Origin of the sequence: Oscillibacter ruminantium GH1 (genome assembly GCF_000307265.1) — a bacterium.
GTDB classification, from domain to species: domain Bacteria; phylum Bacillota; class Clostridia; order Oscillospirales; family Oscillospiraceae; genus Oscillibacter; species Oscillibacter ruminantium.
In genome coordinates this window covers 436763-462920 of the sequence record NZ_DF158898.1, presented here as the reverse complement: position 1 = coordinate 462920, position 26158 = coordinate 436763, and the positions used below count along the sequence as shown (strand labels likewise).

The following is a 26158-nucleotide window of genomic DNA, read 5'->3' as shown; positions in this document are numbered from 1 at the left end:
TGAAATTGAGCTATGTCGGATAACAAACTTGAAAAATTTGTAAAAATATGTTAGACTATACCAACGGTAACCTTGCGGGTTTCCAGAGCATCATGGTAAGTAAGCCGTGCAGGAATTTCCTGCGCGGCTTTTTTCGTAAAAATGCGTTCAGACCCGCGATTTTGCGAGACAGCAGTTATGAGGAGCCGATTGCAGAAACCGCTATGTGAAAAGGAAAGGAGAGGGTGCTTATGCTTTACCCCGCACACATCCGGATCGAAGAGGATAGTGCGCAAACCGTGCAGACAGTGGCTGAACACTGCGAGAATGTTGCTGTTCTCTGCGAGCAAATTTTGCTGCGGCAGGGACTCGGCGCGGTAGGAAAACTGACCGGACTGCTGCACGACATGGGCAAAGACACAGGTGTGTTCGCGGACTATATCACCCGCGCAGCCCGCGGCGAATCGGTGCGGGTGGGCAGCGTGAACCATACGTTTGCAGCCGTTCAGTTTTTGTTCGAGCGTTATGTCTCACCCGATGCGTCTCCAATGCGCCGCATGATCTGCGAGATACTGGCCTTTGCGGCGGGCGCTCACCACGGGCAGTTTGACTGCGTTGATCCGGACGGGCGCAGCGGCTTTTTTCACCGGATTTACACGCAGGATAATCACTATACCGAAGCAAAAGCCGCTTTTCTTACACAGTGCGCGGATCTTGACACACTGGACGCCCTCTTCGCCCAGGCGGAGCGGGAGCTTACTGCCAAAATTGAAACCATCCGGCCGTTGACCCAGTCTGCGGACGAGATGCTGTTTTATTGTGCCATGCTGTGCCGCATGCTGCTGTCTGCGTTGATCGACGCCGACCGGCAGGATACCGCAGAGTTTATGCAGAACATGCAAACACCCACCATTCCTGCCGATCTTTGCCCCATCTGGGCAGAGCGGCTGTGCGCCATGGAAAATCGCCTGGATCGGCTGCCCCGGGAAAGGCCGGTAGACGTGGTCCGTCGGCAGATTTCCGACCAGTGCCGCGCACTGGGGGAAAAGCCCCGGGGGATATACCGCCTGTCCGTTCCCACCGGCGGCGGCAAAACGCTGGCAAGCCTGCGGGCAGCGCTGGCACATGCGGCAAAACATGGCGCCAGCCGGATTATTTTCGTGACGCCCCTGCTTTCCGTGTTAGAACAAAACGCCGCCGTTCTGCGGTCGTGGATCGAGGATGAGACTCTGATTCTCGAACACCACTCCAATGTGGTCGCGCCCCAGTCTGAGCAAACCGACGAATGGGACTCCCGCGAGCTGCTGATGGAAAACTGGGATGCGCCGGTGGTCATCACTACGCTGGTGCAGTTTTTGAATACCCTGTTCGACGGGCGCACCTCCTGCATCCGGCGAATGCACGCACTGAGCGGCAGCGTTGTGGTGCTGGATGAAGTGCAGTCGGTGCCGAAAACGATGCTGACCCTGTTCAATCTGGCGGTCAACTTTCTCAGCGGTGTTAGCGGCGCAAGTGTCATTCTGTGCTCTGCAACCCAGCCGAGTCTGGATGCGGCGGTGCATCCGCTGCGGGGCGCGCAGGACTTGGTTCCCTACGACCCGGCGCTGTGGGCGCCCTTTAAGCGCACGGAACTCCTTGACCGCCGTGTTCCCGGCGGTTACACGGAGGAGGAACTTGCCGCCTTCACGTTGGAGCAGCTGCATCAGAACGGAAGCGTTCTGCTGATCTGCAACAAAAAGGCGCAGGCGCTGGATCTTTATCGGCTGCTGCAAAGCGCGGATGCGCAGGTTTTCCATCTGTCCACCTCCATGTGTATGGCGCACCGCATTGACACGCTGCAAAAAATTCTTGCCTGTTTGGATGCGGGACAGCCGGTTTTGTGCATATCTACCCAGCTGGTGGAAGCTGGCGTTGATTTTTCGTTCGACTGCGTCATCCGCGTCTTTGCGGGGATGGACAATGCCATTCAGTCCGCCGGACGGTGCAACCGCAGCGGGGAAAAGGGGCATATCTGCCCGGTTTATCTGGTGAATCTAAAAGGGGAGAGCTTGTCCCATCTGCCGGATATCCGGCAGGCGCAGGATGCGTCTGAGCGCCTTTTGGCAACCTTTCACGGGGACTTACAATCCGATGATGCCGTTTCGCGCTACTATCGCTTGCTGTATACTGCCATGCCCCGCGGCGCACAGGATTTTTATCTTGCAAAATACACCTCCTCCATGTTTGACCTGCTTTCGCAAAACCTCCAGTTTTACACGCGCTGTCCAAAGGCTGAACGTCCGGTTGGACTGCTTCAAGCCTTCAAAACAGCCGGAGACGCGTTCCGCGTCTTTGACGACAACTCCACGGACGTGCTGGTGCCTTACGGGGAGGGAGGAGCCGTGATCAATGCGCTGGTTTCTGAGCAGGCAAAGTACGATCCTGCTTTTTGTAAACAACAGCTGCTGCGCGGCAAGCGCTGCACCGTTTCCTTGTTTGACTATCAGCTGCGGAGCTTACAGCAAAAAGGGGCGATTTATCCCGTCTGCAACGGTATTGTGCTTGCCCTGCTGCCCTCCGCTTACGATGAAAACACCGGCGTCCGGTTTGATGAAACGCAAAATGATTTCTGGGAGATTTAAGGGGGTCTGCAATGTGAATTACAGAAATACCGTGGAATTTGAAGTGTACGGTGATTACGCTTTGTTCACCGACCCGGTCATGCATCTGGGCGGTGAAAAGTGTACGCTGCAAATTCCCACCTATGAAGCGCTGAAAGGCGTGCTTTCCTCGGTGTACTGGAAGCCGACGCTGATCTGGGTGATTGACGCAGTGCGCGTGATGAACCCGATTCAGACTGAGGTCAAAGGCGTTCGCCCCATCAAATACGCTGGCGGTAACGACCTGTCCTTTTACACCTATCTGAAAAACTGCCGGTATCAGGTGCGGGCGCACTTTATCTGGAACGAGAACCGGCCGGAGTTGGCAGTCGACCAAAACGAGAACAAGCACCACAATATCGCCTGCCGCATGATTGCCCGCGGCGGCCGCCGGGACGTTTTTCTCGGCACACGGGAATGTCAGGCATATGTGGAGCCATGCGTGTTTGGAGAAGGCCCGGGAGCCTATGACAGTACGCCGGAGCTGGCCTTCGGCCTGATGTACCACGGTATGACTTATGCCGACGAGGCCTATTCCCCCGAAACGCAGGGGCACATGACCACCCGCTATTGGCATCCGGTGATGCGAAAGGGCGTGATCGAATTCCTGCCGCCGGTGGACTGCCCCATTCAGCGCGTTGTCCGCGAAATGGAGGTCAAGCCCTTCGGAGAGGAGCACCGGAACTTTACCGGCCTGCGCGAATTTTCTGATGCGGAATGTACGCAAGAGGAGGGAGCAACATGAGCCTGCTGCAAGCCGCGCTGGAAACCTATAACAGTCAGCAAATGCTGGTGGGCGTATCGGTGGCGGGCCAGCAGACGCTCTCCCCAATTTCCCACGCCTTTCAAAATGCCCGCATTGAACTCTCACTGGATGAAAACGGCGCATTTGTCAATGCCCGCGCACTTGCCAAGGCAGAGGGGGAGACGATCATTCCGGTGACGGAGCTCTCTTTGAACCGCACCGGTGACAACAGCGTCGCCCATCCGCTGTCCGACCAGCTGCGGTATCTCGCGCCCTTTGGCGGCGAGAAATACGCCGCCTACCTCCGCCAGCTGACCGCATGGGCGGAGTCGGACTGCTCTCACCCCAAGGTGCGGGCGATTTTGCAGTACATACAGGGCGGCACGATCCTGTCCGACCTTGCCGCGTGGAACATCCTCCAGCTGGACGCGGATGGAGCGCCCACGGATGGCAAGATCGAGGGGATCGAGTATGCCAAATGCCTTGTGCGCTGGCGGGTACTGACGGCGCACGAGTCGCCCTCCGCCTGCTGGGAGGATGCGTCGCTGTTCGATTCGTTTATTCGGTTTTATGAGAATTTGCGGCGCGATGCGCCCTGCGATCGCTGTCTTGTGTCCGGTGAGATGGACATTCCGGCTCTGTTTCATCCCAAGGGTGTTCTGACCAAGAGCAACAGCGCCAAGCTAATCTCTGCCAACGACTCCAGCGGCTTCACCTATCGTGGACGCTTTACCGAAGCAGCTCAGGCAGCGAATGTGGGATATACCGCGACCCAGCGGGCCCACGCCGCCCTGCGCTGGCTGGCCGCGAATCATGGCGTGGATTTTGGCGGGAGAACCTTTTTCTGGTGGACGCCCCAATGCGACGACCTGCCTTCTCTGAATTTTCTCGGCTATGGGCCAAGCAGTGAGCAGAAGGCGGATTTGCCTAATTTCCGACGGGAATTGCTTTCCTCCCTCAGCGGTTATAAAAAAGCCATCCCACCGCAGGAGACTGTGGTAATTGCCGCGCTGGACGCCGCCACTACCGGACGGCTGTCCGTCACCTATTATAATGAGCTGCGCTCCAGCGACTTTCTTGACCGGTTGGAGCACTGGTATCAAACCTGCGTCTGGATGCGGTACGGACAGGAGTGGTCGCCAGCACTGCGCATGATTGCACTGAGCGCCTTTGGTGTTGAACGCGATGGTCGCCTTGATGCGGATGACAGGCTGATCCGCGATCAGGTGCAGCGTTTGCTATCGTGTGTGATCGACCGGGCAAGCATTCCTGCCGACATGGTGCAAGCGCTTGCAATCCGCGCCAGCCAGCCGCAGGCATACAGCCCCGCAAACCGGGATATCGTTCTCTCAATTGCCTGTGCAATTATTCGAAAAGACAGAAATGACAAATTTTCAAAGGAGGAATGGACCTTGGCACTGGATGAAAACAACTGCGACCGCAGCTATCTTTACGGCCGCCTGCTGGCGGTGGCCGAGCAGGTGGAGCGCTGCACCTACGACAAGCAGGAGGGCCGGGAGCCTAACGCGATCCGGCTGCAATCCGTCTTTTCGCAGCGTCCGGTCTACGGATGGCGCGTTCTTTCGGAAAAGCTGATCTCCTATTATGCCCGCCTGAATCCCGGCCTGCGGGCATATTACCGCCGCATTACCGATGACATCATAAACAAAATGGACGCCAAAGACCGGGAATTGAACAAGCGGCTGGACGACACCTATCTGTTCGGATACAGCCACCAGCGCGAAGCGTTTTACATCAGGAAAGAAACCGTCACTGTATCTGATACAACGAATGGAGGAAATGAAGAATGAGCGTTTTGAATCACAAGATTGACTTTACCGCGTTGGTGTCTGTGAGCATGGCAAACTGCAATGGCGATCCCCTGAACGGGAACCGTCCCCGCACTGATTATCAGGGTTTTGGTGAGATTTCTGATGTCTGTATCAAGCGCAAGCTGCGCAACCGGATGCAGGATCTGGGCGCGAACATCTTCGTCCAGTCCGACGAGCGCAGTGACGACGGTTTTAAGAGCCTGAGCGAACGCGCCTCCAAAACTCTGCCCAAGACCAAGGATCGGGAGGAATACGCCCAAAAGGCCTGCGAAATCTGGACGGACGTCCGCTCCTTTGGTCAGGTGTTTGCGTTCAAGTCCGGCAGTGTTTCCGTGGGTGTGCGCGGACCGGTTACGGTTCATCAAGCGGTCAGCGTTTCCCCGGTGGAGATCAATTCCATGCAAATTACCAAAAGCGTCAACGGCGAACCGGCAAAGAACGAGGCGGGGGATGCTGACAAGCGCTCCTCCGACACCATGGGCTCCAAGCATATGGTGCGTTTCGGATTGTACCGCATCAAGGGCTCGATCAACGTGCAGCTTGCGCAGAAAACCGGTTTTACCGACGAGGACGCCGTGTTGATAAAAGAGTGCCTGCGTACGCTGTTTGAAAACGACGCGTCCGCCGCCCGTCCCGAGGGGTCTATGGAGGTCGTCAAACTGTACTGGTGGGAACACGACTGCCCAATCGGTCAGTATTCCTCCGCCAAGGTACATCGCAGTCTGCATGTTACCCCCAAGGAAGGGGTAGACGCGCCCGCTTGTGTGGACGATTACAATGTGACACTGGAGGAACTGCCCGGCCTGTCCTGCGAAATCGTCGATGGCCTATAACGAGGAGGATTTTCTACAACTCTCCGGCTTACAGCACTTTCATTTCTGCCGAAGGCGTTGGGCGCTGATCCATATCGAGCAGCAGTGGGCGGAGAATTTTCGCACGATTGATGGTGCGCTGATGCACGAACACGCCCACGACAAAGACTTTCGAGATAGCCGGGGAGACTGCTTTATTACCCGCGGAATGCACGTTTTTTCAGCAGAACTGGGCGTGTCCGGCGAATGCGATGTGTTGGAATTTCACAAAGATCCAAATGGCGTTTTCCTGTCTCAAAAGGAGGGGCTTTGGCTTCCGTATCCGGTGGAATATAAACGCGGCAAGCCCAACGCGCAAAGCGGCGATACGCTCCAACTGTGTGGACAGGCCATGTGTCTGGAATCCATGCTGTGCTGTGAAATTCCAGAGGGTGCGCTGTATTACGGCGAACTGCGCCGCCGCGTCCCAATCGCCTTTACAGAGGAACTGCGTCAGCGGGTAACGGCTGCTCTTGCGGAAATGCACGACCTTGTCCGCAGAGGCAGCACACCCAAAGTGAAACCAACCAAGGGATGCAACGCCTGTTCGCTGAAAGAGCTGTGCCTGCCCAAGTTACTGCGAACCCAGTCGGCATCTGCGTATATTCGGGAGCATTGGGAGGAGGCCGCCGATGAAACAACTCCTTAATACCCTCTTTGTCACGTCTGAGGACGCATATCTTTCGCTTGATGGGGAAAATGTCGTTGTGAACCGGGAAAAGCAAATAGTTGCCCGTTTTCCACTACATACGCTGACTGGAATCATCGCATTCTGCTATGCCGGGGCATCTCCTGCGCTGATGGGAGCCTGTGCTGATCGGAATATTGCCCTGTCTTTCTGCTCACCGCGAGGGAGATTCCTTGCTCGCGCTTGCGGAGAGAGCAACGGCAATGTGCTGCTGCGGCGGACGCAGTACCGCATTGCAGACGATCCGGCACAAAGCTGCCGAGCTGCGCGGGGCTTTATTTTTGGCAAGCTGTATAACACGCGCTGGAGCATCGAGCGCTCACTGCGGGATCACAAGCTGCGTCTGGACGAAAGCGCACTCCGGGATGCATCGACCCGGATCAAGGCGTTGCTGCCCGCCGTAGCGGAGGAAACCTCCATAGACTCCCTGCGCGGATTGGAGGGGGTAGGAGCGGCGGCCTATTTCAGCGTGTTTGATGAGCTGATTCTCCACGAAAAGGAGCACTTCTTTTTCCGCGAACGCAGCCGCCGTCCGCCCCTTGACCGTGTTAACGCGTTGCTGTCTTTCATATACAGTTTGCTGGCGCACGACTGTGCCTCTGCGCTGGAAGTAGTGGGGCTGGATTCCTATGTTGGGTATCTCCACCGTGATCGTCCCGGACGCACCTCGCTGGCGCTTGATTTGATGGAGGAGCTGCGTCCCTGCATGGCAGACCGGTTTGTGCTGACACAGATCAATTTGCGGCAAATTTCACCCAATGATTTTGACATGCGCGAAAGCGGTGCTGTTTTGCTGACAGACGACGGACGAAGAAAGATTCTGAAAAACTGGCAAAAGAAAAAACAAGAGGAGATTACTCACCCTTACTTAAACGAGAAAATACCATGGGGACTAATTCCATATGTTCAGGCGCTCTTACTAAGTCGATATCTGCGCGGTGATCTGGATGCTTATCCGCCGTTTTTATGGAAGTGAGGGATGCACAGTGTTGGTTGTGATTACCTACGACGTAAACACGGAAGACGCCGCTGGTCGCCGCCGTCTGCGGCAAATTGCAAAACAGTGCGTCAACTACGGGCAGCGCGTCCAAAATTCCGTTTTTGAGTGCCTGCTTGACGCGGGCCAGTGTCGACTTTTGCAGGCAAAGCTTTGTGAAATCATGGATACCCAACGAGACAGCCTGCGTTTTTATTACCTTGGAAAGCAATACGAAACCAAAATCGAACACTTTGGAAAAGATGGCTCCTATGCTCCCGAAGGCCCGCTGATCGTTTGATTGCGAACCGCCAGCACACAGAAAAACATGGCTTCTTTCGCACTGCATTTTTCGGTGATTCTGAAAACTTAACAAGCCCATTTTTTCGTTTTTACCCAAATTTAATGAATTAAAATAATAGCGCTGTGCAAATTGGATAAAATCCAGACGGAGTTTTATCTAATTTTGCTGTCGCACCCCGCACGGGGTGCGTGGATTGAAATTGGGGTTATCAATGCACCGGGTATTTTGCCCCCAGTCGCACCCCGCACGGGGTGCGTGGATTGAAATCTCAATGTCTTCAATCTCCGGTGGCGCATAGTCAGGGTCGCACCCCGCACGGGGTGCGTGGATTGAAATATTAGCCATCAGATATGTTGCATCGTCGATCACGGTCGCACCCCGCACGGGGTGCGTGGATTGAAATATTTCATCCATTCAAGGAATTTGTTAATGCTGCTGTCGCACCCCGCACGGGGTGCGTGGATTGAAATAATCCGTATCCACCTCCAGTCCCACCCACCACACGTCGCACCCCGCACGGGGTGCGTGGATTGAAATCTTTCTTACTGCGTTCCGGTTTTCTCCGCTACCCAGTCGCACCCCGCACGGGGTGCGTGGATTGAAATTTTTTCGCAAACGCCATTGCGCAGGACGAGCTAGTCGCACCCCGCACGGGGTGCGTGGATTGAAATACGTAGGTCACACCGTCCACCAGCGTGTCAATTTGTCGCACCCCGCACGGGGTGCGTGGATTGAAATGCCGCCGTTGCTGTCGTTGCTGGTGGACGTATTGGTCGCACCCCGCACGGGGTGCGTGGATTGAAATAATGCACAGGTATCCGTTGGAAAGCGCCTGCGTGGTCGCACCCCGCACGGGGTGCGTGGATTGAAATATGTCGGGTGTGTTCATAATGTACCTCCAAAAAAGTCGCACCCCGCACGGGGTGCGTGGATTGAAATCTCCTAGGTGGTTGGCAAAGAAATTCCACGCGGAGTCGCACCCCGCACGGGGTGCGTGGATTGAAATGGTCAACAGCCAGACAAAATGACGTCACGGCAGTGTCGCACCCCGCACGGGGTGCGTGGATTGAAATCTCACGATGAATCTTTAGGTCTGCATCGTATAATGTCGCACCCCGCACGGGGTGCGTGGATTGAAATGTCGTAGGTGACGGCAAAGCAGCCCTGCTGGACGTCGCACCCCGCACGGGGTGCGTGGATTGAAATCCCTGCAGTGATGGGAGTATTGCACTTGTACATGTCGCACCCCGCACGGGGTGCGTGGATTGAAATTATGATTTCCTGCAGGGCGCCCGCGGTGCCCGCCGTCGCACCCCGCACGGGGTGCGTGGATTGAAATCATTAACCCGGAAATAGCGTTGACCGTTGCGGCAGTCGCACCCCGCACGGGGTGCGTGGATTGAAATTTATTTCAAAAAGTATCGCGGCCTCTCGCCGCCCGTCGCACCCCGCACGGGGTGCGTGGATTGAAATTCACACTCGACCACAACGCGATGTTTCAAACTGACTGGTCGCACCCCGCACGGGGTGCGTGGATTGAAATACAGCGCACCACAGCGCCGTAAACTGCGGACAGACGTCGCACCCCGCACGGGGTGCGTGGATTGAAATTGTCTGCGTTACGTTACGTTTCTGTAACGTTACAGTCGCACCCCGCACGGGGTGCGTGGATTGAAATCGCCGCAATGGTGTCAGCGCAAACAGTTTGCGGAAAGTCGCACCCCGCACGGGGTGCGTGGATTGAAATATTTGGATCAACAACGTCATTCAGATCTGTTCCAGTCGCACCCCGCACGGGGTGCGTGGATTGAAATTACCGGGAGGCAGAAGAACCGTGCGGCGCCAAATGTCGCACCCCGCACGGGGTGCGTGGATTGAAATATCTGGCGATGAGCGTGAGCGCCTTTTTGAGCGGTCGCACCCCGCACGGGGTGCGTGGATTGAAATATTAATGCCGGTAGCCGCCAGACCGCTGACAATGGTCGCACCCCGCACGGGGTGCGTGGATTGAAATCATGAGCCACGAGATCAATTTGCGGCGGGAGACAGTCGCACCCCGCACGGGGTGCGTGGATTGAAATTTGGTATTATGGAGAAAGCACTGCATTCAAGCCTGTTCCGGTACAAACTCATACATGGCGTGATGGCTTTGCAGATCAAAAATCGGCTCTTTTTGATCCCACAGACGAACACGAATGCAGGCATTGCTGCTCTCTCGAATAATACCGGACATTCTGCCTTGTATCGGCGAGCGAAGGGGGTGGCCGCTGTGAGCGGGCTTTATTTCGATTTCGAGTAAGAGTTTTCCCTGTGAAAGTTTAATATAATTTTCTCGGGATGCAAGGATTTGAACACCGCGATAAGTGGCCAGACGATATTCATGTCCTTCGTGGATGATTGCGCAAATGCAGCCGGTGAAACTTGTGCCGCACAGCGGAATGTGGGCGATGGAAACCATCAAAGAGCAGGTGGCAGGGAAGTCGTTGCATTGCAGCCACTGATAGGAACGGGGAAACGACGTTCCTTTATCGGTTTCGAGATAGCCACGACCACCGTCAAAGCTGTGCAGATGATTGTCCATGGAGATGTCTCCTGCCAGTGTGTGCGCCATACTGATGACACCGTGCCGACACTGCATGGGAAGGTATTGAAACGGCCCCATGATATCTGAACGCAGGGGAGTCAGCGGCCCATAGCGGATTTCTCCATAAATTCCGGGTAGGTCAATTTGACAGCCCTGCTTTGAAAACAGACAGTTTCCCGCCCGGATAACGCCGCGCTCCACAGACAGCTCAGGCACGTCGAATTGCCGGGACCCGCTTTGAGAAATCACTTGGATAAACGCGCCGCTTTTTGCGACGCCCGGAATGAACGCGATTACGTCCTCGCCCTTTTGATGCTTGAAATACCAGCCCTCAAACCCCTTCGTCCGCCGTAAATAATCCATCAGCCCGCCTCCTCGACGGATAGTATTGGCGATTTCTGGGAAAATAATGAGTGCGTCAGAGAAAAAATTCTTGCTAAAAATCGGCTGAGAACAGAAATATTGCTTTACAAACCCGATTTCTCCTGCTATAATAAAAAAACGTACTTTTTTGCATGGAAAATAAAGAATCGCTGTGAGAACAGCTGATCTATGAGCCACCAAAAATTGTGATTTTTGGTGGTTTTTATTTGCGTTAAAGTAAAATACTTTTTTCAGACGACAGATTAAACAGAGCGGACGGCAACCATACGCCTCCGCATTGCTGATAAACGATTTTTATGAAACGAGGACCTTCATGACAACTACCACATTTGACCAGCTTTCCCTATCCCCCGAACTTTTGACCGCGGTGACTGAAATGGGCTTCACCGAAACAACAAGCATTCAGGCGGAGGCCATCCCGGTAATCCGCACCGGCGCAGACGTACTGGCCCGCTCACAGACCGGCACGGGAAAGACCGTGGCGTTTGGCATTCCCGCGGTGGAGTGCGTGGACGCGGAAACCGAAGGCGTACAGGTTTTGGTGCTCTCGCCCACCCGGGAGCTGGCCCACCAGTGCGGTGAAGAAATTCGCAAACTGGCGAAACACCTGCGCTATGTTCGTTCCGCCGACATCTGCGGCGGCTCCGATTACCGGGATCAGTTCCGCAATCTGCGCTCCGCTAATCTCGTCATCGGAACGCCGGGCCGGATCATGGATCATCTGCGGCGGGGTACGCTGGACCTGTCCGGGCTGAAGCTGGTGATTTTGGACGAGGCGGACGAAATGCTGAACATGGGTTTCCGGGAGGATATCGAGGTGATCCTGCAGGACGTACCGGAACAGCGGCAGATCGTCCTTTTTTCCGCAACGCTGCCGAGAGAAATCCTGACCATCGCGGAGCAGTTTCAGCACGAGCCTGTCCGCATCGACGTGAATCACGATCAGGTCACGCTGGATGCGATCAAGCAAGTCTATGTGGACGTTCCGCCCAAGCAGAAAGCCGAAGCTCTTTTGCTGCTTCTTCACTACTACCGTCCCCTCAGGGCGATCATTTTTTCAAATACCAAAACCATGGTGGATGAACTGGCCGAGCGTCTCAGCGCAGCGGGCTTTTCTGTGGAGGGCCTGCACGGCGACATGAAGCAGCTTCAGCGCACCACGGTGATGAATGGGTTTCGCAAGGGACGCGTGTCCATTTTGGTGGCCACGGATGTGGCTGCCCGGGGCATTGACGTGAGCGATATTGATTACGTGGTGAACTTTGACATTCCCAAGGAATCCGATTCCTATGTCCACCGCATCGGCCGAACCGGACGCGCGGGCCGAACCGGTACGGCGCTGACCTTGTGCTGTGGCCGGATGCAGGCGATTCAGCTGCAGCGGCTTGCCCAACGCACAAAATCTGAAATTACACAGATTGATATTCCAACCGTGGCGGATATCGAAAATGCCAATCAACAGCGCACAATTCAGTCCATTGAAAACGCTATGCAGGCTGAACCCGCGCCATTCCACACGGAAATGATCGAGCAGCTGATGCAAAAGGGCTACGCACCGGAGCGGATTGCCGCCGCGCTGCTGGGAATGCGCGCCGTGAGCAGCACGGAAAAGCTGAAAGATCTGACAGGAAATGTGAAAAAGGTGGCGGTGCGGGAGCACCGCGCGATGGCGGGGGTCGTGTTTAATATCGGTTCTGCCAACCGCGTGAGCGAGCGCCACATTGTGGGCGCTGTCACAGAGCGGGCGGGGCTCAGCTCCCATGACCTCGGTAAGATTCAGATTTCCGAGTCCTTTTCGTCCGTCACTGTCCCGGCAGAGGCGGTGGACGATGTGATTGCCGCCATGCGGGGCTGCAAAATCTGCGGAAAACCGGTTATTGCCATGCCAATGCCCGCAGCAGAGCGGACTGCCCGCAAAATGTCAAAGCCCGGGGCCCGCGGCGCTGCCGTGCCCTATCACGGTGGGAAACGAAAGGACCGGAATGGCCCGAAACGGGGAAAGCCCTCCGGCCACAGGCATTGATTGAAGCCCATTGCTTCGGCAGACAACACCGCATGATGAATCCAGCGATCTTGTAGCCGATTTGGAGAGGACCAGATCGTTCAAGATGGACAGGAAAAAAACCGGCCTTGGCATGAATTTGCCAAGGCCGGTTTTAATAAATTGAAGGCAACGGCAAGGATGCAGCGCTCATTCAGACTTTTTTATAACACCTCACCAGCCTAAGCGCATAGACTAGACTAAGTGCAATTTTTGCTGGTAATTTGGAGGGGTGCAGATGAGGGTCGCGATTCTTACGATGTTTAATGGACTCAGCGCTACATATTCTCTGGTCAACGTGGTCGCCGAGCATTTGAAAATGCTGCTGGACGCCGGAATCTCTACAAAGCTCTTGGTCAGTGAGGACTGCCCGGACAAGGATCGGCAGGGTATCTTTGCGGATAAACGGATCGAGTGGGTCAAAATTACAAATCGCTTGAACGGCAAGCGGATTGAGTGGCATGATTATTCCCTGCCGGACGGAGAGCTTCATGACACCTTTTTTGCCGAGGCCGAGGTGATTGCAGAGGGATTCAAGGCGGCGTTGGCTGATGTGGATGTGTGCATCATGCACGACATTCATTACCAGGGATGGCATTTGGTCCACAACGCTGCCATCCGAAAGGCTCAGGAAACCTTGCCGCATGTTCGATTCATCGCCTTTACCCATTCCGCACCGGTCAATCATCCGCCTGCGTCAACCGCTCCGTTTTCTTATCGCTATACCCCCATGCCGAATACGGTTTACGCCTATCCCACCCAGTCGGGGATTCCGGCCCTTGCAAAACAGTACGGCGTTCCGGAGGGAAAGTGCCGCGTGGTGTCAAACAGTCTGGATCTGCTGTCCGCAATGAGTGCGGATACCATGGCGATTCAAAAAACGGTTGATCTGCTGACGCCGGATATTCTCATTGTATATCCCGGTCGGTTTACCACAGCGAAAAAGTTTGAAAAAGTTGCGGCGCTGGCTGGTGCGATTCGGAAAACCACAGAGCAGACAGTCACGGTGATCTTCTGTGATTTTCCCTGTATGGATACCAACGCGGAGAACTATAAGCGCGTCATCCGGGCCACGGGGCAGGTGTGCGGTCTGGAGGATGAGGCCATGGTCTTCACCAGTGATCTGGGGTATGAGAATGGATTTCCGCGCAGCGGTGTATTGGAATTGTTTACTTTGTCGAATCTGTTCATCTGCCCGTCTTATTCGGAGTCGTTCGGACTCACCGTGCTTGAGGCGGCCAGCCGTGGGAATTTTCTGGTCGTGAACGAGGCGGTTCCCGCGTTGGAAGAACTCGGGAAAAAGCTGGGCGCATATTTTATGCGCTGGGATGCACGCAACTTCGGATTTGATACAAAGGAAAATTATCAGCCGTCGGAGCTTGGATATTTGCAAAACCACGCCGAGAAGATCGTGGATCGGATGCGGGAGGATTCCGTGCTGCGGGCCAAAACCCTGACGCGGAAAATGTTTGGACCGAAGTGGATCTGGTATAACCAATTGCAGCCGCTGCTGGAAGACTAAGAATGGGCCGCCCGAAAAGGGCGGCCCGTTTCTTATGCGTGAGGGTTTAAATCAACGAATACACATGCGCGTGAGCGGCAACATAGATCGTCTGTCCTGCAAAAGCGCTCACGTCCACCGTGAAGGTGAAAGACGTGAAATAATTTTCGGGGCCGGTGACCTCGTGCTTATAGGGGAACAGGCCGGGAGCGCTGTTGGTGGGAACCACGTTATTCACATACAGATGGACCTGATCCATCGTGTACGAAGAGTCGGTGGAAATGGTCACCAGCAGGTTACTACCACTGCGAACCATCGCGACGGAACCGATGTCGATATGGTCATTCCCCAAACCGAGATTCACTGTCTTGCTGGGGTCCCTGGGACCGATGGACGTATACTGGGCGTTGCCGGTGCCGAAATCGGTGCCCACGGACCAGGCCGAGCCGGCCTCCACGGGTTCGTCCGTGGTGGAGGAACTGGTGGACGAGGTGCTGGTGGTCGTGGTGGTAGTGCTGATGGTCAGCACATCCTCCAGCTTGAACTGGAGCAGCATCTCTTTTTTGATGATATCGCGCAGCGTCTGGTCGACGGAGTGATTGACTGCCAGCAGATCATCCATCGTGGGGGGAGGATCCAGCCGCGTCTGCCCCTCGATAGTACCAAGCACATACTGGATCTTTTCAGCCTCGGCGTTGATGAGATGGGCGAGGCCCAATTCCTCAAAAGCAACGGAGGCAAGCAGAAGATTCACAGAATCCTCAATGGAAATATCGATAGACGCATCCACGTCGGGAATGTTTGGAAAAGACATAGAACGCTCCTTTCTAAATCGGGTCCCTTGCATTATATTTCGACGGTTCAAACTGTGTGCATGCACCCCGGAGAAAGAACCAAAATACAATGGAGTGCGGAATTGTCTCAGATACCATTTCCGAGAAAGGAGAATGCTCATGTCATTTCCGACGATACCGGATGTTGATCCTTGTATTGATATTGATCTTTGTGATGCGGTAAATCTCTTACTGACGTCCATCGCCATGGAAGAAATCAGTCTGTCAAAGCTCATGGACGCAGAGCACGACAAAATACAGTACGTGCTCGAGCGCTGCGAGAGCGGTGGATGCCCGCTGGAAGATGTTGTTGCAGTGAACAAAAGCGCCGACGATATGCTGAAAACCATGATTAAGCTTCAGATGCTGCTGCAATTTAAGCTGGAGAACGTTCACGAACTGATGCCTTGCACAACGACCACCACCACTACCACCACTACCACCACCACGTCAACCACTTGTACGCGTTCGACGACAACAAAGTGCTGCCGGGGTTATTGTCTGATGGGAACAGGCAAAGGCTGCATTGAAAATCCTTGCGATCCGTTTTGTGGCTTTGGCGCATCCCTTCATGCGTTTATACCGTGCGGGGACAGGCGAAACCGCGCCATCCGATACACGGTGGGCGACGAATGTGAAGGACTGTATTTTTACGCTTCAGAGGTTGAAATGGAGTCTGTGAGCCCCTGCGGCACCTTAAACGGGCTTTTCCTGCATGGCGTTGGCCAACTCAGAAAATTCAACCGAACATGCGCAGAAACCGTTGGGCAGGCGACGTATGCACTGACAATTCGCCCGGCGGATAGCGGCCGAGTCGCATTCAAAATGCAGCTCACTTCATGCGCCACCCCACAAGTAAATCACGACAGCGGTTTCATAAACACAAATGGCTTTTCCTCAGATCTGCATATAGGAGTTTGCCGGTAAAAGGAATCCATTCATAAAAACCGTAGAAATGGAAAATACTCTGCTTATGATTTCTGATAGAGAAGCGTTTCAAGCGACTGAAAAGTGCCTTCTCCACGACGAACAGCCGTCAAAACGGCTCAGAGTTCTGGCAGATGAAGTGTGGCCTCATGTGCGCTTATTTGAAAATCTGCTGAAACAGCAGAAAACGGAGCAGTCTCCTGTGCATCATCCGGAGGGCAGCGTGTGGGAACACACGCTGCTTGTTGTGGACGAGGCGGCAAAGATCAAGCAATTCAGTGCGGACGCGCGGGCTTTTATGTGGGCGGCCTTGCTGCACGACATTGGAAAACCCGCCGCAACAAGAGTTCGCAAGGGACGAATCACTGCTTATGACCACGATAAAATAGGCGCTAAAATGGCCTGCGAATTTCTCCTTGCAATGACGGACGACACGGAATTTGCTCAAAAAACCGCTATGCTTGTGCGCTATCACATGCAGATTCTATATGTAAACAAGCGTCTCTCATTTCAAGACATTTCGGGTATGAAGCAAAAGACCGATCTTGCGGAAATTGCCCTGCTGGGTTACTGCGACCGGCTTGGAAGACGCGGCGCGGACTCCGATTCCGTCCGCGGGGAGATTCTGTCTTTTTTACAGCGGTGCGATCCAAACGGAAAAACAGAACTGCCCCTGTGAGGTTGCCTGATTTAAAAATTTATGAGCAGGCATCATGCCGCGCGTACCAACAAAGCTGTTTCCTGCTCCACGGCTCCGCCGTCCAATTCGCAGACTGCGCACAAAGCCGCCGACACTGTATAAAACAGCGACGGCGGCTTCGTGGTTGCGTTATGAGTGACGTGGAACCCTAGCCATGCGGACTTTTTTACACTGCGGTGGAATAGGTTATACCTCCGCCAGCTTCTTCAAAAACTGCTCCACCGCGCTTTGGGGCGTTGCCCAGCTGGTAACCAGACGGATGCAGGTGGAACCTTCCCCGGCTGGGCCGTTGGATTCAAATTCGCAGAAAGTCTCCAGCTTTTTTACCACTTCGTCCGGGAAGATCGGAAAAATCTGATTGCTGGGGGAGTCAGAGGCAAAGTCGTACCCCAACTTCGCGATGCCATCCCGCAAAAGCCCGGCCATTTCGTTGGCATGGCGGGCCATCTCAAAGTACAGTCCGTCCTTCATCAGCGCGGAGAATTGAACGCCCAGCAGCCGTCCCTTTGCCAGAATGGCGCCCCGCTGTTTCATGTAGGCACGGAAATTCTCTTTGGTGCATCCGGTGTTCAGGACAACGGCCTCGCCGAACAGCGCGCCGTTTTTCGTGCCGCCGATAGTAAACACATCCGTCAGCGCCGCCAGATCCGTCAGTGTCAGATCATTGCCTTCGGCCGTTAGCGCGGAGCCAAGGCGCGCGCCGTCTAAAAAGAGGTACAGGCCCCGCTCCCGGCAAAAGTCCCGCAGGGAGGTCAACTCCGCCTTTGTGTAGACCGTGCCGATTTCCGTGGTGTCGGAGACGTAGACCAGTCGGGGATGAACCATGTGCTCTGAGCCGTCGTGCTGGTCTAAAACGGCCTGCACAAGTGCGCAGGTCAGCTTTCCGTCGGGGGAGGGAATGGAACAGACCTTGTGGCCGGTAGCCTCGATGGCTCCAGTTTCATGGGTATTGACGTGGCCGGAGTCGGCGGCGATTACGGCCTCAAAAGAGCGCAGCAGTGCGTGGATCACCACCAGATTCGTCTGGGTGCCGCCCACGAGGAAGTGAATGTCGGCGTTCGGCGCGGCGCACTGCGTCCGAATCAGGTCCGCCGCCTCGGCACAGCGGGGGTCCAGTCCGTATACGCGGGTCTGTTCCAGATTCGTGTCGGTCAGGGCCTTTAAAACGGTGGGGTGCGCACCCTCGCTGTAATCATTGCGGAAGCTGTACATAAAATCCCTCTTTCTTCGGTTTCATTCAAACCACTCTGTTTCAGCCGCTTGTCTGTTTGATTGGGCTTGCCCGGTTCCGTTCGGTCAAACCGCAGCGAATGTTTTCCTGCGGCAATTCACCAAAAACCACATTGAAAACTCCGTGATTCTCTGCTATCATACCTCTAAAAACATAAAAAAGCAAGATTTGGGTGCAGACTCATAAAATTGGAAAAAGTGCAGAAAATTTGAATGGAGTGGGAACTTCCTGCGCCTCTTCTGCGTCATACTCACAGGCTGAAACCCACCCGGCCCCTGTGGGCCGAGAAGAAATCAAAGGAGAACGAAATTTTATGAAGAAGCTGTTATCTCTTGCCGTGGCGGCGCTGTTGGTCTTGGGCCTTGCCGCATGCGGAAATTCCCAGAGCCAGAGTGCGGATGTGGACCTGACGACCTATTATGAGTCCATGGCGGACCAGCTCGACTGGGATGACAACTACATGGCCGAAATGCCCGACGACATGCTGGATACCTACTATCCCGGCCTGCGAGACATTGAGACGGAGCAGTTTATTGCCCGTGCGCCCATGATGAGCGCCGTGGTGAACGAGGTGGTGCTGTTGGAGTGCAAATCCCCGGAGGACGCCCAAAAGGCGGCGGATATCCTTCAGCAGCGGGCGGATGAGCAGGCCGATGGCGGCGCATGGTATCCGGATTCTGTGGAGGCATGGAAGGGCGCTCAGGTTGCAGTTAACGGCAATTACGCCTCTCTGCTTGTCTCCGGGGATAGCCAGGCCACGCTGACTGAATCCTATAACGCGCTGTTCGCGTCGTAAAAAATCGGTGGTCCAAAGGCCGCGGCCGTCGGGCTGCGGCCTTTTTTCCCCTAAATAAAAAGGAGGCGCCGTATTGGTATTCAGCAGTCCTGTATTTCTATTTTTCTATCTTACCGTCACGCTGGCGCTGTATTTCGTCGTGCCATTAAAGTGGCGGAATCTGGTGTTGTTGGTTGTCAGCCTGCTGTTTTATGGCTGGGGCGAGCGGGCATATGTCCTCATTATGGTTTTATCCATCGCCATCGACTATGTCCACGGCATTCTGGTAGAAAAGTACCGGGCCGACGATAAAAAGGCCCGGTGGTTTGTGGCCCAGTCTGTGATTTTCAATTTACTCCTGCTGGGATTTTTCAAGTATTACAATTTTATCGCCGCAAATCTCTCCCTGATTCCCGGCGTGGCATTGCCGGATCTGAATGTCCACCTGCCCATCGGCATTTCATTTTTCACCTTCCAGACGATGAGCTATACCATTGACGTGTACCGAAAGGATGCGCCGGTGCAAAAAAACGTGGTGGCCTTTGGGGCGTTCGTCACCATGTTCCCCCAGTTGATCGCTGGGCCGATTGTCAAGTATAAACAGGTGGCGGCAGAGCTTGACCACCGGATCTGCACGGCGGAGGGTTTTGCCAAGGGCGCGCTGCGGTTCACGGTGGGTCTTGCGAAAAAGGTGCTTCTGGCCAATTCTGTCGGCGCGTTGTGGGAGGCCCAGCTTGCCGCCCAATCTGCCGGAACGCTGAGCGCATTTGGCGGCTGGCTGGGTTTGATCGCCTTTTCCTTTCAAATCTACTTCGATTTCTCTGGGTATTCCGACATGGCCATCGGCCTTGGGTATATCTTCGGCTTCACGTTCCCGGAGAACTTTGATCACCCCTATCTTTCAAAATCCGTCACGGAGTTCTGGCGACGGTGGCACATGTCCCTGACCAGTTGGTTCCGGGAATATGTTTATATTCCGCTGGGAGGTAATCGGGGCGGAACGGTAAAGACGCTGCGGAACATCCTGATTGTTTGGACTCTGACGGGCATCTGGCACGGAGCCAGCTGGAATTTCCTCCTGTGGGGCCTGTACTTTGCTGCATGGCTGATTTTGGAGAAGTATATTCTTCGCAATGTACTGGTGCGTACGCCTGGTGCAGTAAAACACCTTTACACGCTTTTGGTAGCCGCCGTGGGCTGGGGTATTTTTGCAATCGAGGATTTAGGCCGATGCTGGGCGTATCTTCGAGTATGCTTCGGCGGCGGCGCGCTGTGGAGCGCCAGGGACGGATATCTTTTGAAAAGCTATGGATTGACGCTGGTGATTTTGACGTTGGCTTCCACCACGTTGGGCCTGCGTCTGTGGGAACGGCTGTCGGAGCGGGCGCGGCAAATCGCCGCGCCGGTGCTGATGCTGGCGGGGCTGACGGTGTGTACGGCGTATCTCGTGGACAACAGCTATAATCCGTTCCTGTATTTTCGGTTTTAAGAGGTGAGAGCATGACAAAAAAATACGCGATCTGCCTCTCAGGCCTTTTCTGTGCGTTTTTGTTCGGCGTGATGGCCTTGCATCTGGCCCTGCCGGATCGGGCGCGGTCGGAGACGGAAAACCGGACGCTTCAGCAGTTTCCGGCGTTCACTGCTGCCGCTGTGGCGGACGGGACATTCATGGAGGACACAGAGGACTATCTGGCGGACCAGTTTCCCGGCCGGGACGGCTGGACGGGCATGAAGGCACGGGTAGAGCAGATGCTGGGCAAGACGGAGTTCCGGGGCGTCTATCTCTGCGGGGATACCCTCATCAACCGGGGAGACGAGCCGGGCGCGCTGGCGGAAAAAAACTTGTCCTATGTCTCCGCGCTGGCGGAAAAAACCGGTATCCCCGTGTATCTGGGGCTGATCCCCACAGCATCTGAAATTTGGCGGGATAAACTGCCCTCCGGTGCGCCTGTGTCGGATCAGAGCGCGTTTATCGAAAACGCTCTGGCGGAGACGGGGCTTCCGGGTGTGGATTACCTCTCCGTGCTCAAGGAGCACGCTGGGGAGGCCGTCTACTACCGCACGGATCACCATTGGACGAGCCTCGGAGCCTATTATGGCTACACGGCGCTGTGCAACAGTTTGGGAATAACGCCTGTAAGGATTGATTCCTTTACACAGAAAACGGTCTCGGAAGACTTTAACGGTACGCTCTATTCCACCTCCGGCGTTCACTGGCTGATCCCGGACACTATGGAGTATTATGTCCCGGAGGAGGGACTGACGGTGACCTCTTGGCGCAGTGGAAAAGCGGAAGCGGCGGCGCTGTACGACCGGACGTATCTTGAGAAGAAGGACAAATATTCCTCTTTCCTTGGGGGCAACCAGCCGCTGTGCGTCATTGAGAATCCCAACGCCGCCACGGATCAGAAGATTTTGCTGGTGCGGGATTCCTATGCTGATGCCATGGCGCCGTTTCTGGCGCAGACCTTCGCAGAGGTTCATCTGCTGGACCTGCGGTACTACCGTCTGCCGGTGGCGCAGTATGCCGCTGAAAACGGCATCGACGACATCGTGGTGAGTTACAGCGTCCAGAATTTCGTCACGGACAATAATCTGCTGTTCCTGAGCCAGTGACAGGCTTTCGACAGAGATAAATGAAGAGACTCAGACTGAGCGGCAGCAGCCGCCCAGTCTGAGCCTCTTTTTTGATTGAAAGGTTCAGCGCTTTCCTTATTTCTCGCTCTTTTCGTCCTGCCCGTCAGAAAGGAGCAGGTCCACGATCTGACCATACAGACGCTCGGGACTTTGGCGAAAGCGCTTTTCCACCGCCCGGGCCATGTCCTCCCGAACCATCATCAGCTCTAGGTCCATGACGCTTCCCATGTCGTCCGCAAGGGAGAGAGTCACTGTCCACATCCCGTTGGGCCGCTGGGCGGAGGTTGCCTGCACCTGACTTTTCCGCCGCAGACGACGATTGCAGTCCGCCAGATTTTTGTCGCACCGTTGGCGGACGGAGAAGGGGAGATTGGACTCGCAGATCTCGCTGTTCCGCTTTCCCTTTTCAGTAATGATGTATAAATCGTCCTCCGAACGTGTTAAGTGTTCTGTCTTTACAAGGTCTGCAAGACATTCGGAAAAGTCGAAATAGTCGATGGCGTCGTCACACAGCGTCAGCTCCAATATGGTGTCAAAAGGCACCGGCTCGATCACCCGCGCGGCGATGTATAAAATCAGAAATTTGATTTCCAGCTTGTCATTGATAAAACCGTGTCCGGCCATGAAACCGCCTCCTTTCGCCGGTGGAAGTCTACTGTTATTGTATACAATTATAACCGTATTTTACCGGTTTGTACAGGGGAAAAATGTAAAATTACTTGACGGAGCGAGCCTGCGGTGGGATGATATGGGGAAAGGAAACGAAAGGCGGCACGTTTATGAAACAAATCCTCTCCTTTTTGTGTGCGGTGTTGATGCTGGCTGCTCTCTCTGCCTGCGGTACGGCAGAGGAGGATGCAGCGTCCTCGTCGGCCCCGGCAGTTTCTGCCGTGGTGCCCGCATTTGTGGAGGAACCGGAGCCGGAACCTTACGTTCCCACCGGTACGAATCCATTGACGGGACTCCCCATGGAGCCGGAGTATGAAACGCTGCGGCCTGTGGCGGTGATGCTGAACAATTTGAAAGCCGCCCAGCCCCAACTGGGCACGTCTCTGGCGGATATCATCTACGAAGTCCCCGCCGAGGGGGGGATTACCCGCATGATGGCCCTGTATCAGACGCTGGAGGGGGAAAACGTGGGAGCGCTGGGAAGCATTCGCTCCAGCCGCCCTTATTACATCGAGCTGGCTTTGGGGCATGACGCATTGTATGTCCACGCTGGGGGCAGTCCGCAGGCCTATTCCGATATCTCCAAATGGGGCGTGGATCATATGGACGGAGTCAACGGCGGGTCCGACGCAAAGATTTTCTGGCGGGATGCGGAGAGGCGCAGGACCATGGGCTATGAGCACAGTATGCTGACCTCCGGCGAAAGCATCCTGAACTATCTGTCGGAGGGCCATTTCCGCACAGAACATAAATCTAATTATAGATACAGCCAAAAATTCGTGGAGGATGCCACGCCGCTCAACGGCGAGACGGCGGAATATGTCTCCGTGAAATTTTCCCAGTACAAGACGGGAACCTTTGACTATGACGCGGCCACCGGCAAATACATGGTGGGGCAGTATGGCAAGGAATACGTGGACGGAAACACCGAAGAGCAGGTTGGGGTCACAAACCTGCTGGTGCTGGAAACCGCTATCTCCGTAATCTCCGGCGACAGCTACGGCCGCCTGACCGTGAAGACCACCGGGGAGGGAAAGGGCACGTATTTCTGCGGCGGGAAAACCATCCCCATCTGCTGGAGCCGCGCGAACCGCAACAGTCCCTTTGTCTATTCGACACAGGGCGGCATTCCGTTGAATCTGGGGCGGGGAAACAGCTATGTTTGCATCCTCAGTCCCAAAACGGGTTCCGTGACGGTATCGTGAGTCAGGGCCATACTGCACCAGCACGGATGATCTCCTTGCGTCATCGGAGAATACCATGTACAATAAGAAGTAGACAAGGATAGGCACATGTTGTAAGGTTGGTTAGAATGGCTCCGAATGAGCACAATACCATTTTATAATGTTCCCGTTTAGTAACATTTTTTTGGGTGATACGGTATGGAGTTTAAGAGGATTCGGGATTTACGAGAAGATCGGGACCAGACACAGCAGCAAGTGGCGAATTACCTCAACATGCACCGCAGTGTCTATCGGCGATATGAGAATGGCGAGCGCGAAATTCCGGTCTGGGCGGTTGTCAAGCTGGCGGACCTGTATAACACAAGCACAGATTATTTGCTGGGCCGGATCAATAACCCCGCGCCTCCGGCGAAAAAATGAGGAAACTGGCAACATGGGCTTTTTCCTTTGCGGCCGGAATTTTTCTGGCGCAGTATGTGTTGGCGGAAAGCTGGATGCTGCTCACTGCCGGGGCGGCGCTGGGACTGGGTGTGTTGGCGCTTTTCCTGCGGGAACCGGTGCGGCTTCGGGTAATTTTGATCTGCACGGGCCTTTCCGTGGCAATCGGCTATAACTGGGCGTTTACCCTGCTGGTGCAGGCTCCGGCGGAGCAGATGGCGGATAGCGATCAGATGGGTGTAAGCATGATCTTGTGCGCCTATCCCACGGCCACGGACTACGGCGCAAAGGCCACCGTGCGCGCGGAGTTTCCAAATCTGCGAGGCGTACAGTTCATGTATTACGGGGATGCGGCGCTGCTGGACTTGACTCCGGGATGTACCGTCACGGATGATGTCCATTTGAAAAGTGCGGCGAAGATTCAGGACGATGAGGTGACGACCTTCACGTCCCGGGGTGTTTTTCTGCTGGCCTACGGCAGGGGAGAGGCAATGTACAGCGATACGGGCGCATCCTCGCCCAGATGGTGGCCCGCCCGATTGGGGCAGGCTATGCGGACGGGAATTTTGGAACTGTATCCCGGTGAGACGGCGGGATTTATGACCGCCATTCTTACAGGAGACAGCACGCTGCTGAGCGATTCCGCCGGGACGGACCTCAGCGAGGCGGGCATCTATCATATCATGGCAGTCTCGGGCCTTCATTGCTCGTTTTTGCTGCTGCTGGTGCTGGCTCTGGTGGGAAAAAAACGCCGGAGGCTGGCGACGTGCATTGCGATTCCGGTGCTGATTTTCTATGCGCTTCTCACAGGTGCGCGGCCCTCTGTGGTCCGCGCATGCGTAATGCTGTTGTTGGTGCTGATCGCGCCGGTGATGCGCCGGGAGGGGGACTCGCCAACAGCGCTGGGCTTTGCCCTGCTTTTGATCTTGCTGCAAAACCCGTTTGCCGCCGCGTCTATTGGACTGCAGCTGTCCTTTGGGGCGGTGGCCGGAATGCTGTGGCTCACGCCAAAACTGAATGGGCTGCTTCGGGGTGAAAAAGACCGGAGCAGGGCGTTTCGGGCAGTCTCCACCAGCTTTTCCGCCACCTGCGGTGCGCTTGTGTTCACGCTGCCGCTGACGGCGCACTATTTCGGCTTTCTGGTGCTGGTGTCGCCGCTGTCCAACCTTTTGTGTCTGTGGGCGGTGAGCGGAATTTTTGCGGTGGGGCTGATCTCCGTTTTGCTGGGGTTTGTTTGGATGCCGCTGGCGGCTGTTGTGGCGCTGATTCCTCGAGGACTGATTGCCTACGTGCTGACGGTGGTTCACTGGCTGGCAAAAATCCCGTATCATGCGCTGTATTACACGAACCCATTTTTAAAATACTGGCTGGTGTATTTTTATCTTTTGTTCGGCGCGGCCTATCTCTGCAAGCCCAAGGCCCGCCGCAAATACGCGCTTGCCGCGATCCTTTCGGCGCTGTCTCTCGTGGTAACGGTGAAGCTGGGGCGGATCTACTATTCCAGCGGTACGCTGGATATCGTGGTGGTGGACGTGGGACAGGGGAGCTGCACCGCGATGGCCTCCGGCGGGCAGTACGCGCTGATGGACTGCGGCAGCGCGGTCAGCTGGCTGGGCGCGGGCAGTGACGCTGCTGATCAGCTTTTGAGCATGGGGTGCGGAGAACTGGACTATCTGGTATTGAGCCACTATGATTACGACCATGTCTCCGGCGTGGCGGGACTGATGGACCGGCTGAAGGTGAAAACGCTTCTGGCCCCGGATTATTGGGACGACGCAGACCTGCGGGACTGGGTGACGGAGACGGCGGAAAGCCACGGGACGGCCATGGAATTCGTGACAGAGGAGGAGACGCGGACGCTGGGAAACAGCGTTTTGACGATCTATCCGCCCCTTGGCAGCGACAACGACAATGACAGCGGACTGACCCTGCTCTGCTCCGCGGGAGACTTTGATCTGCTGATTACCGGCGACATGGATGCAAAGACGGAAGAAGTTCTGGTTTCCACTTATTCGCTGCCGGATATCGAGACGCTGATCGTGGGGCACCATGGCTCCAAATATTCCACAGGCAAAGCACTGCTGGACGCGGTGAAACCGGAGCTGGGCGTGGTCAGCGTGGGCCGCAATCATTATGGTCACCCCACGGATGAGGCGTTGGGGCGGCTGGTATGGTCCGGCGTGACCGTCTATCGGACGGACAAACAGGGCAGTGTCCATATTTCTGTAAAGTGAGAGGTC

General features: G+C 55.3%; 21 protein-coding genes and 1 CRISPR repeat array. Of the genes, 17 read left to right on the top strand and 4 right to left on the bottom strand.

Annotation, left to right across the window (positions count from 1 at the left end; genetic code table 11):
- Positions 1-230: 230 nt before the first annotated feature.
- From ON16_RS09865 to cas2, 7 genes are read left to right on the top strand one after another with little or no spacing between them, the layout of a single operon-like run.
- Positions 231-2600 (top strand): CRISPR-associated helicase/endonuclease Cas3, encoded by a 2370-nt coding sequence (locus tag ON16_RS09865; RefSeq protein WP_051131667.1) that lies wholly within the window; start codon positions 231-233, stop codon positions 2598-2600.
- Positions 2601-2613: 13 nt separating this feature from the next.
- Entirely contained in the window at positions 2614-3363 is a 750-nt protein-coding gene (cas5c, locus tag ON16_RS09860; protein WP_040661623.1) for a type I-C CRISPR-associated protein Cas5c, read from the top strand.
- A complete protein-coding gene (cas8c, locus tag ON16_RS09855) occupies positions 3360-5174 on the top strand; it encodes a type I-C CRISPR-associated protein Cas8c/Csd1 (RefSeq protein ID WP_051131666.1) in 1815 nt (604 codons plus the stop codon). The genes cas5c and cas8c overlap by 4 nt, the downstream gene beginning before the upstream one ends.
- Entirely contained in the window at positions 5171-6028 is an 858-nt protein-coding gene (gene cas7c, locus ON16_RS09850; RefSeq protein WP_040661621.1) for a type I-C CRISPR-associated protein Cas7/Csd2, read from the top strand. The genes cas8c and cas7c overlap by 4 nt, the downstream gene beginning before the upstream one ends.
- Positions 6018-6695: a CRISPR-associated protein Cas4 gene (cas4, locus tag ON16_RS09845; RefSeq protein WP_040661618.1), complete on the top strand. Its 678-nt coding sequence runs from the start codon at positions 6018-6020 to the stop codon at positions 6693-6695. The genes cas7c and cas4 overlap by 11 nt, the downstream gene beginning before the upstream one ends.
- Positions 6679-7710: a type I-C CRISPR-associated endonuclease Cas1c gene (gene cas1c / locus ON16_RS09840; RefSeq protein WP_040661615.1), complete on the top strand. Its 1032-nt coding sequence runs from the start codon at positions 6679-6681 to the stop codon at positions 7708-7710. Before cas4 ends, cas1c begins: the two co-directional genes overlap by 17 nt.
- A 10-nt stretch (positions 7711-7720) precedes the next feature.
- Positions 7721-8011: a CRISPR-associated endonuclease Cas2 gene (gene cas2, locus ON16_RS09835; protein WP_040661612.1), complete on the top strand. Its 291-nt coding sequence runs from the start codon at positions 7721-7723 to the stop codon at positions 8009-8011.
- 170 nt (positions 8012-8181) lie between these two features.
- Positions 8182-10095: a CRISPR direct-repeat array (repeat unit 33 nt; unit sequence GTCGCACCCCGCACGGGGTGCGTGGATTGAAAT).
- Between the two features lie 26 nt (positions 10096-10121).
- Here cas2 and ON16_RS09830 read toward each other — a convergent pair.
- Positions 10122-10961, bottom strand: coding sequence for a tocopherol cyclase family protein (locus ON16_RS09830; RefSeq protein ID WP_040661609.1), 840 nt, complete (start codon positions 10959-10961; stop codon positions 10122-10124).
- Between the two features lie 334 nt (positions 10962-11295).
- Here ON16_RS09830 and ON16_RS09825 point away from each other — a divergent pair, with 334 nt between their 5' ends.
- Both ON16_RS09825 and ON16_RS09820 read left to right on the top strand, forming a co-directional pair.
- Positions 11296-13005, top strand: a complete 1710-nt coding sequence (locus ON16_RS09825; RefSeq protein ID WP_051131665.1) for a DEAD/DEAH box helicase — start codon at positions 11296-11298, stop codon at positions 13003-13005.
- Between the two features lie 256 nt (positions 13006-13261).
- On the top strand, positions 13262-14545 hold the full coding sequence (locus tag ON16_RS09820; RefSeq protein ID WP_040661608.1) for a glycosyltransferase: 1284 nt from the start codon (positions 13262-13264) through the stop codon (positions 14543-14545).
- A 46-nt stretch (positions 14546-14591) separates the two neighbouring features.
- On the opposite strand, the gene ON16_RS16010 is transcribed toward ON16_RS09820, so the two are convergent.
- Positions 14592-15338: an alpha-helical endospore appendage domain-containing protein gene (locus ON16_RS16010; protein ID WP_193372955.1), complete on the bottom strand. Its 747-nt coding sequence runs from the start codon at positions 15336-15338 to the stop codon at positions 14592-14594.
- A 139-nt stretch (positions 15339-15477) separates the two neighbouring features.
- On the opposite strand from ON16_RS16010, the gene ON16_RS16005 reads away from it, so the two are divergent.
- Together ON16_RS16005 and ON16_RS09805 are read left to right on the top strand one after the other, a co-directional pair.
- The gene (locus ON16_RS16005) at positions 15478-16284 is read left to right on the top strand and encodes an alpha-helical endospore appendage domain-containing protein (RefSeq protein WP_193372954.1); all 807 of its coding nucleotides are present in this window, start codon (positions 15478-15480) and stop codon (positions 16282-16284) included.
- Positions 16285-16330: 46 nt separating this feature from the next.
- On the top strand, positions 16331-16963 hold the full coding sequence (locus ON16_RS09805; protein ID WP_040661974.1) for an HDIG domain-containing metalloprotein: 633 nt from the start codon (positions 16331-16333) through the stop codon (positions 16961-16963).
- Between the two features lie 207 nt (positions 16964-17170).
- On the opposite strand, the gene ON16_RS09800 is transcribed toward ON16_RS09805, so the two are convergent.
- Positions 17171-18196, bottom strand: a complete 1026-nt coding sequence (locus ON16_RS09800; RefSeq protein ID WP_040661605.1) for a threonine aldolase family protein — start codon at positions 18194-18196, stop codon at positions 17171-17173.
- Positions 18197-18528: 332 nt separating this feature from the next.
- Between ON16_RS09800 and ON16_RS09795 the strand changes: the two genes are divergently transcribed.
- The 3 genes from ON16_RS09795 to ON16_RS09785 all read left to right on the top strand — a co-directional run bounded on the left by ON16_RS09795 (position 18529) and on the right by ON16_RS09785 (position 21606).
- Positions 18529-19011, top strand: a complete 483-nt coding sequence (locus ON16_RS09795; RefSeq protein WP_040661603.1) for a DUF4358 domain-containing protein — start codon at positions 18529-18531, stop codon at positions 19009-19011.
- A 73-nt stretch (positions 19012-19084) separates the two neighbouring features.
- Positions 19085-20479 (top strand): MBOAT family O-acyltransferase, encoded by a 1395-nt coding sequence (locus tag ON16_RS09790; protein ID WP_040661601.1) that lies wholly within the window; start codon positions 19085-19087, stop codon positions 20477-20479.
- Positions 20480-20490: 11 nt separating this feature from the next.
- Positions 20491-21606 (top strand): DHHW family protein, encoded by a 1116-nt coding sequence (locus ON16_RS09785; RefSeq protein ID WP_040661599.1) that lies wholly within the window; start codon positions 20491-20493, stop codon positions 21604-21606.
- 96 nt (positions 21607-21702) lie between these two features.
- Here the strand turns inward: ON16_RS09785 and ON16_RS09780 are convergent, their stop codons facing one another.
- A complete protein-coding gene (locus ON16_RS09780) occupies positions 21703-22251 on the bottom strand; it encodes a DUF4364 family protein (protein WP_040661596.1) in 549 nt (182 codons plus the stop codon).
- A gap of 155 nt (positions 22252-22406) precedes the next feature.
- Between ON16_RS09780 and ON16_RS09775 the strand changes: the two genes are divergently transcribed.
- The 3 genes from ON16_RS09775 (at position 22407) to ON16_RS09765 (ending at position 26152) form a co-directional block, all read left to right on the top strand.
- Positions 22407-23501, top strand: coding sequence for a DUF3048 domain-containing protein (locus ON16_RS09775; protein WP_040661594.1), 1095 nt, complete (start codon positions 22407-22409; stop codon positions 23499-23501).
- 177 nt (positions 23502-23678) lie between these two features.
- A complete protein-coding gene (locus ON16_RS09770) occupies positions 23679-23900 on the top strand; it encodes a helix-turn-helix domain-containing protein (protein ID WP_040661592.1) in 222 nt (73 codons plus the stop codon).
- Positions 23897-26152: a DNA internalization-related competence protein ComEC/Rec2 gene (locus ON16_RS09765; RefSeq protein ID WP_040661590.1), complete on the top strand. Its 2256-nt coding sequence runs from the start codon at positions 23897-23899 to the stop codon at positions 26150-26152. The genes ON16_RS09770 and ON16_RS09765 overlap by 4 nt, the downstream gene beginning before the upstream one ends.
- Positions 26153-26158: the final 6 nt, after the last annotated feature.

What these genes read in the sequence shown, in the direction of transcription:
- ON16_RS09820 (WP_040661608.1), top strand. Translation starts at nt 13,262, where the DNA reads ATGAGGGTCGCGATTCTTACGATGTTTAATGGACTCAGCGCTACATAT.
- ON16_RS09795 (WP_040661603.1), top strand. Translation starts at nt 18,529, where the DNA reads ATGAAGAAGCTGTTATCTCTTGCCGTGGCGGCGCTGTTGGTCTTGGGC.
- ON16_RS09770 (WP_040661592.1), top strand. Translation starts at nt 23,679, where the DNA reads ATGGAGTTTAAGAGGATTCGGGATTTACGAGAAGATCGGGACCAGACA.
- ON16_RS09775 (WP_040661594.1), top strand. Translation starts at nt 22,407, where the DNA reads ATGAAACAAATCCTCTCCTTTTTGTGTGCGGTGTTGATGCTGGCTGCT.
- ON16_RS16005 (WP_193372954.1), top strand. Translation starts at nt 15,478, where the DNA reads ATGTCATTTCCGACGATACCGGATGTTGATCCTTGTATTGATATTGAT.
- ON16_RS09785 (WP_040661599.1), top strand. Translation starts at nt 20,491, where the DNA reads ATGACAAAAAAATACGCGATCTGCCTCTCAGGCCTTTTCTGTGCGTTT.
- ON16_RS16010 (WP_193372955.1), bottom strand. Translation starts at nt 15,338, where the DNA reads ATGTCTTTTCCAAACATTCCCGACGTGGATGCGTCTATCGATATTTCC.
- ON16_RS09800 (WP_040661605.1), bottom strand. Translation starts at nt 18,196, where the DNA reads ATGTACAGCTTCCGCAATGATTACAGCGAGGGTGCGCACCCCACCGTT.
- ON16_RS09805 (WP_040661974.1), top strand. Translation starts at nt 16,331, where the DNA reads ATGATTTCTGATAGAGAAGCGTTTCAAGCGACTGAAAAGTGCCTTCTC.
- cas1c (WP_040661615.1), top strand. Translation starts at nt 6,679, where the DNA reads ATGAAACAACTCCTTAATACCCTCTTTGTCACGTCTGAGGACGCATAT.
- cas4 (WP_040661618.1), top strand. Translation starts at nt 6,018, where the DNA reads ATGGCCTATAACGAGGAGGATTTTCTACAACTCTCCGGCTTACAGCAC.
- ON16_RS09765 (WP_040661590.1), top strand. Translation starts at nt 23,897, where the DNA reads ATGAGGAAACTGGCAACATGGGCTTTTTCCTTTGCGGCCGGAATTTTT.
- cas8c (WP_051131666.1), top strand. Translation starts at nt 3,360, where the DNA reads ATGAGCCTGCTGCAAGCCGCGCTGGAAACCTATAACAGTCAGCAAATG.
- cas7c (WP_040661621.1), top strand. Translation starts at nt 5,171, where the DNA reads ATGAGCGTTTTGAATCACAAGATTGACTTTACCGCGTTGGTGTCTGTG.
- ON16_RS09780 (WP_040661596.1), bottom strand. Translation starts at nt 22,251, where the DNA reads ATGGCCGGACACGGTTTTATCAATGACAAGCTGGAAATCAAATTTCTG.
- ON16_RS09865 (WP_051131667.1), top strand. Translation starts at nt 231, where the DNA reads ATGCTTTACCCCGCACACATCCGGATCGAAGAGGATAGTGCGCAAACC.
- ON16_RS09830 (WP_040661609.1), bottom strand. Translation starts at nt 10,961, where the DNA reads ATGGATTATTTACGGCGGACGAAGGGGTTTGAGGGCTGGTATTTCAAG.
- ON16_RS09825 (WP_051131665.1), top strand. Translation starts at nt 11,296, where the DNA reads ATGACAACTACCACATTTGACCAGCTTTCCCTATCCCCCGAACTTTTG.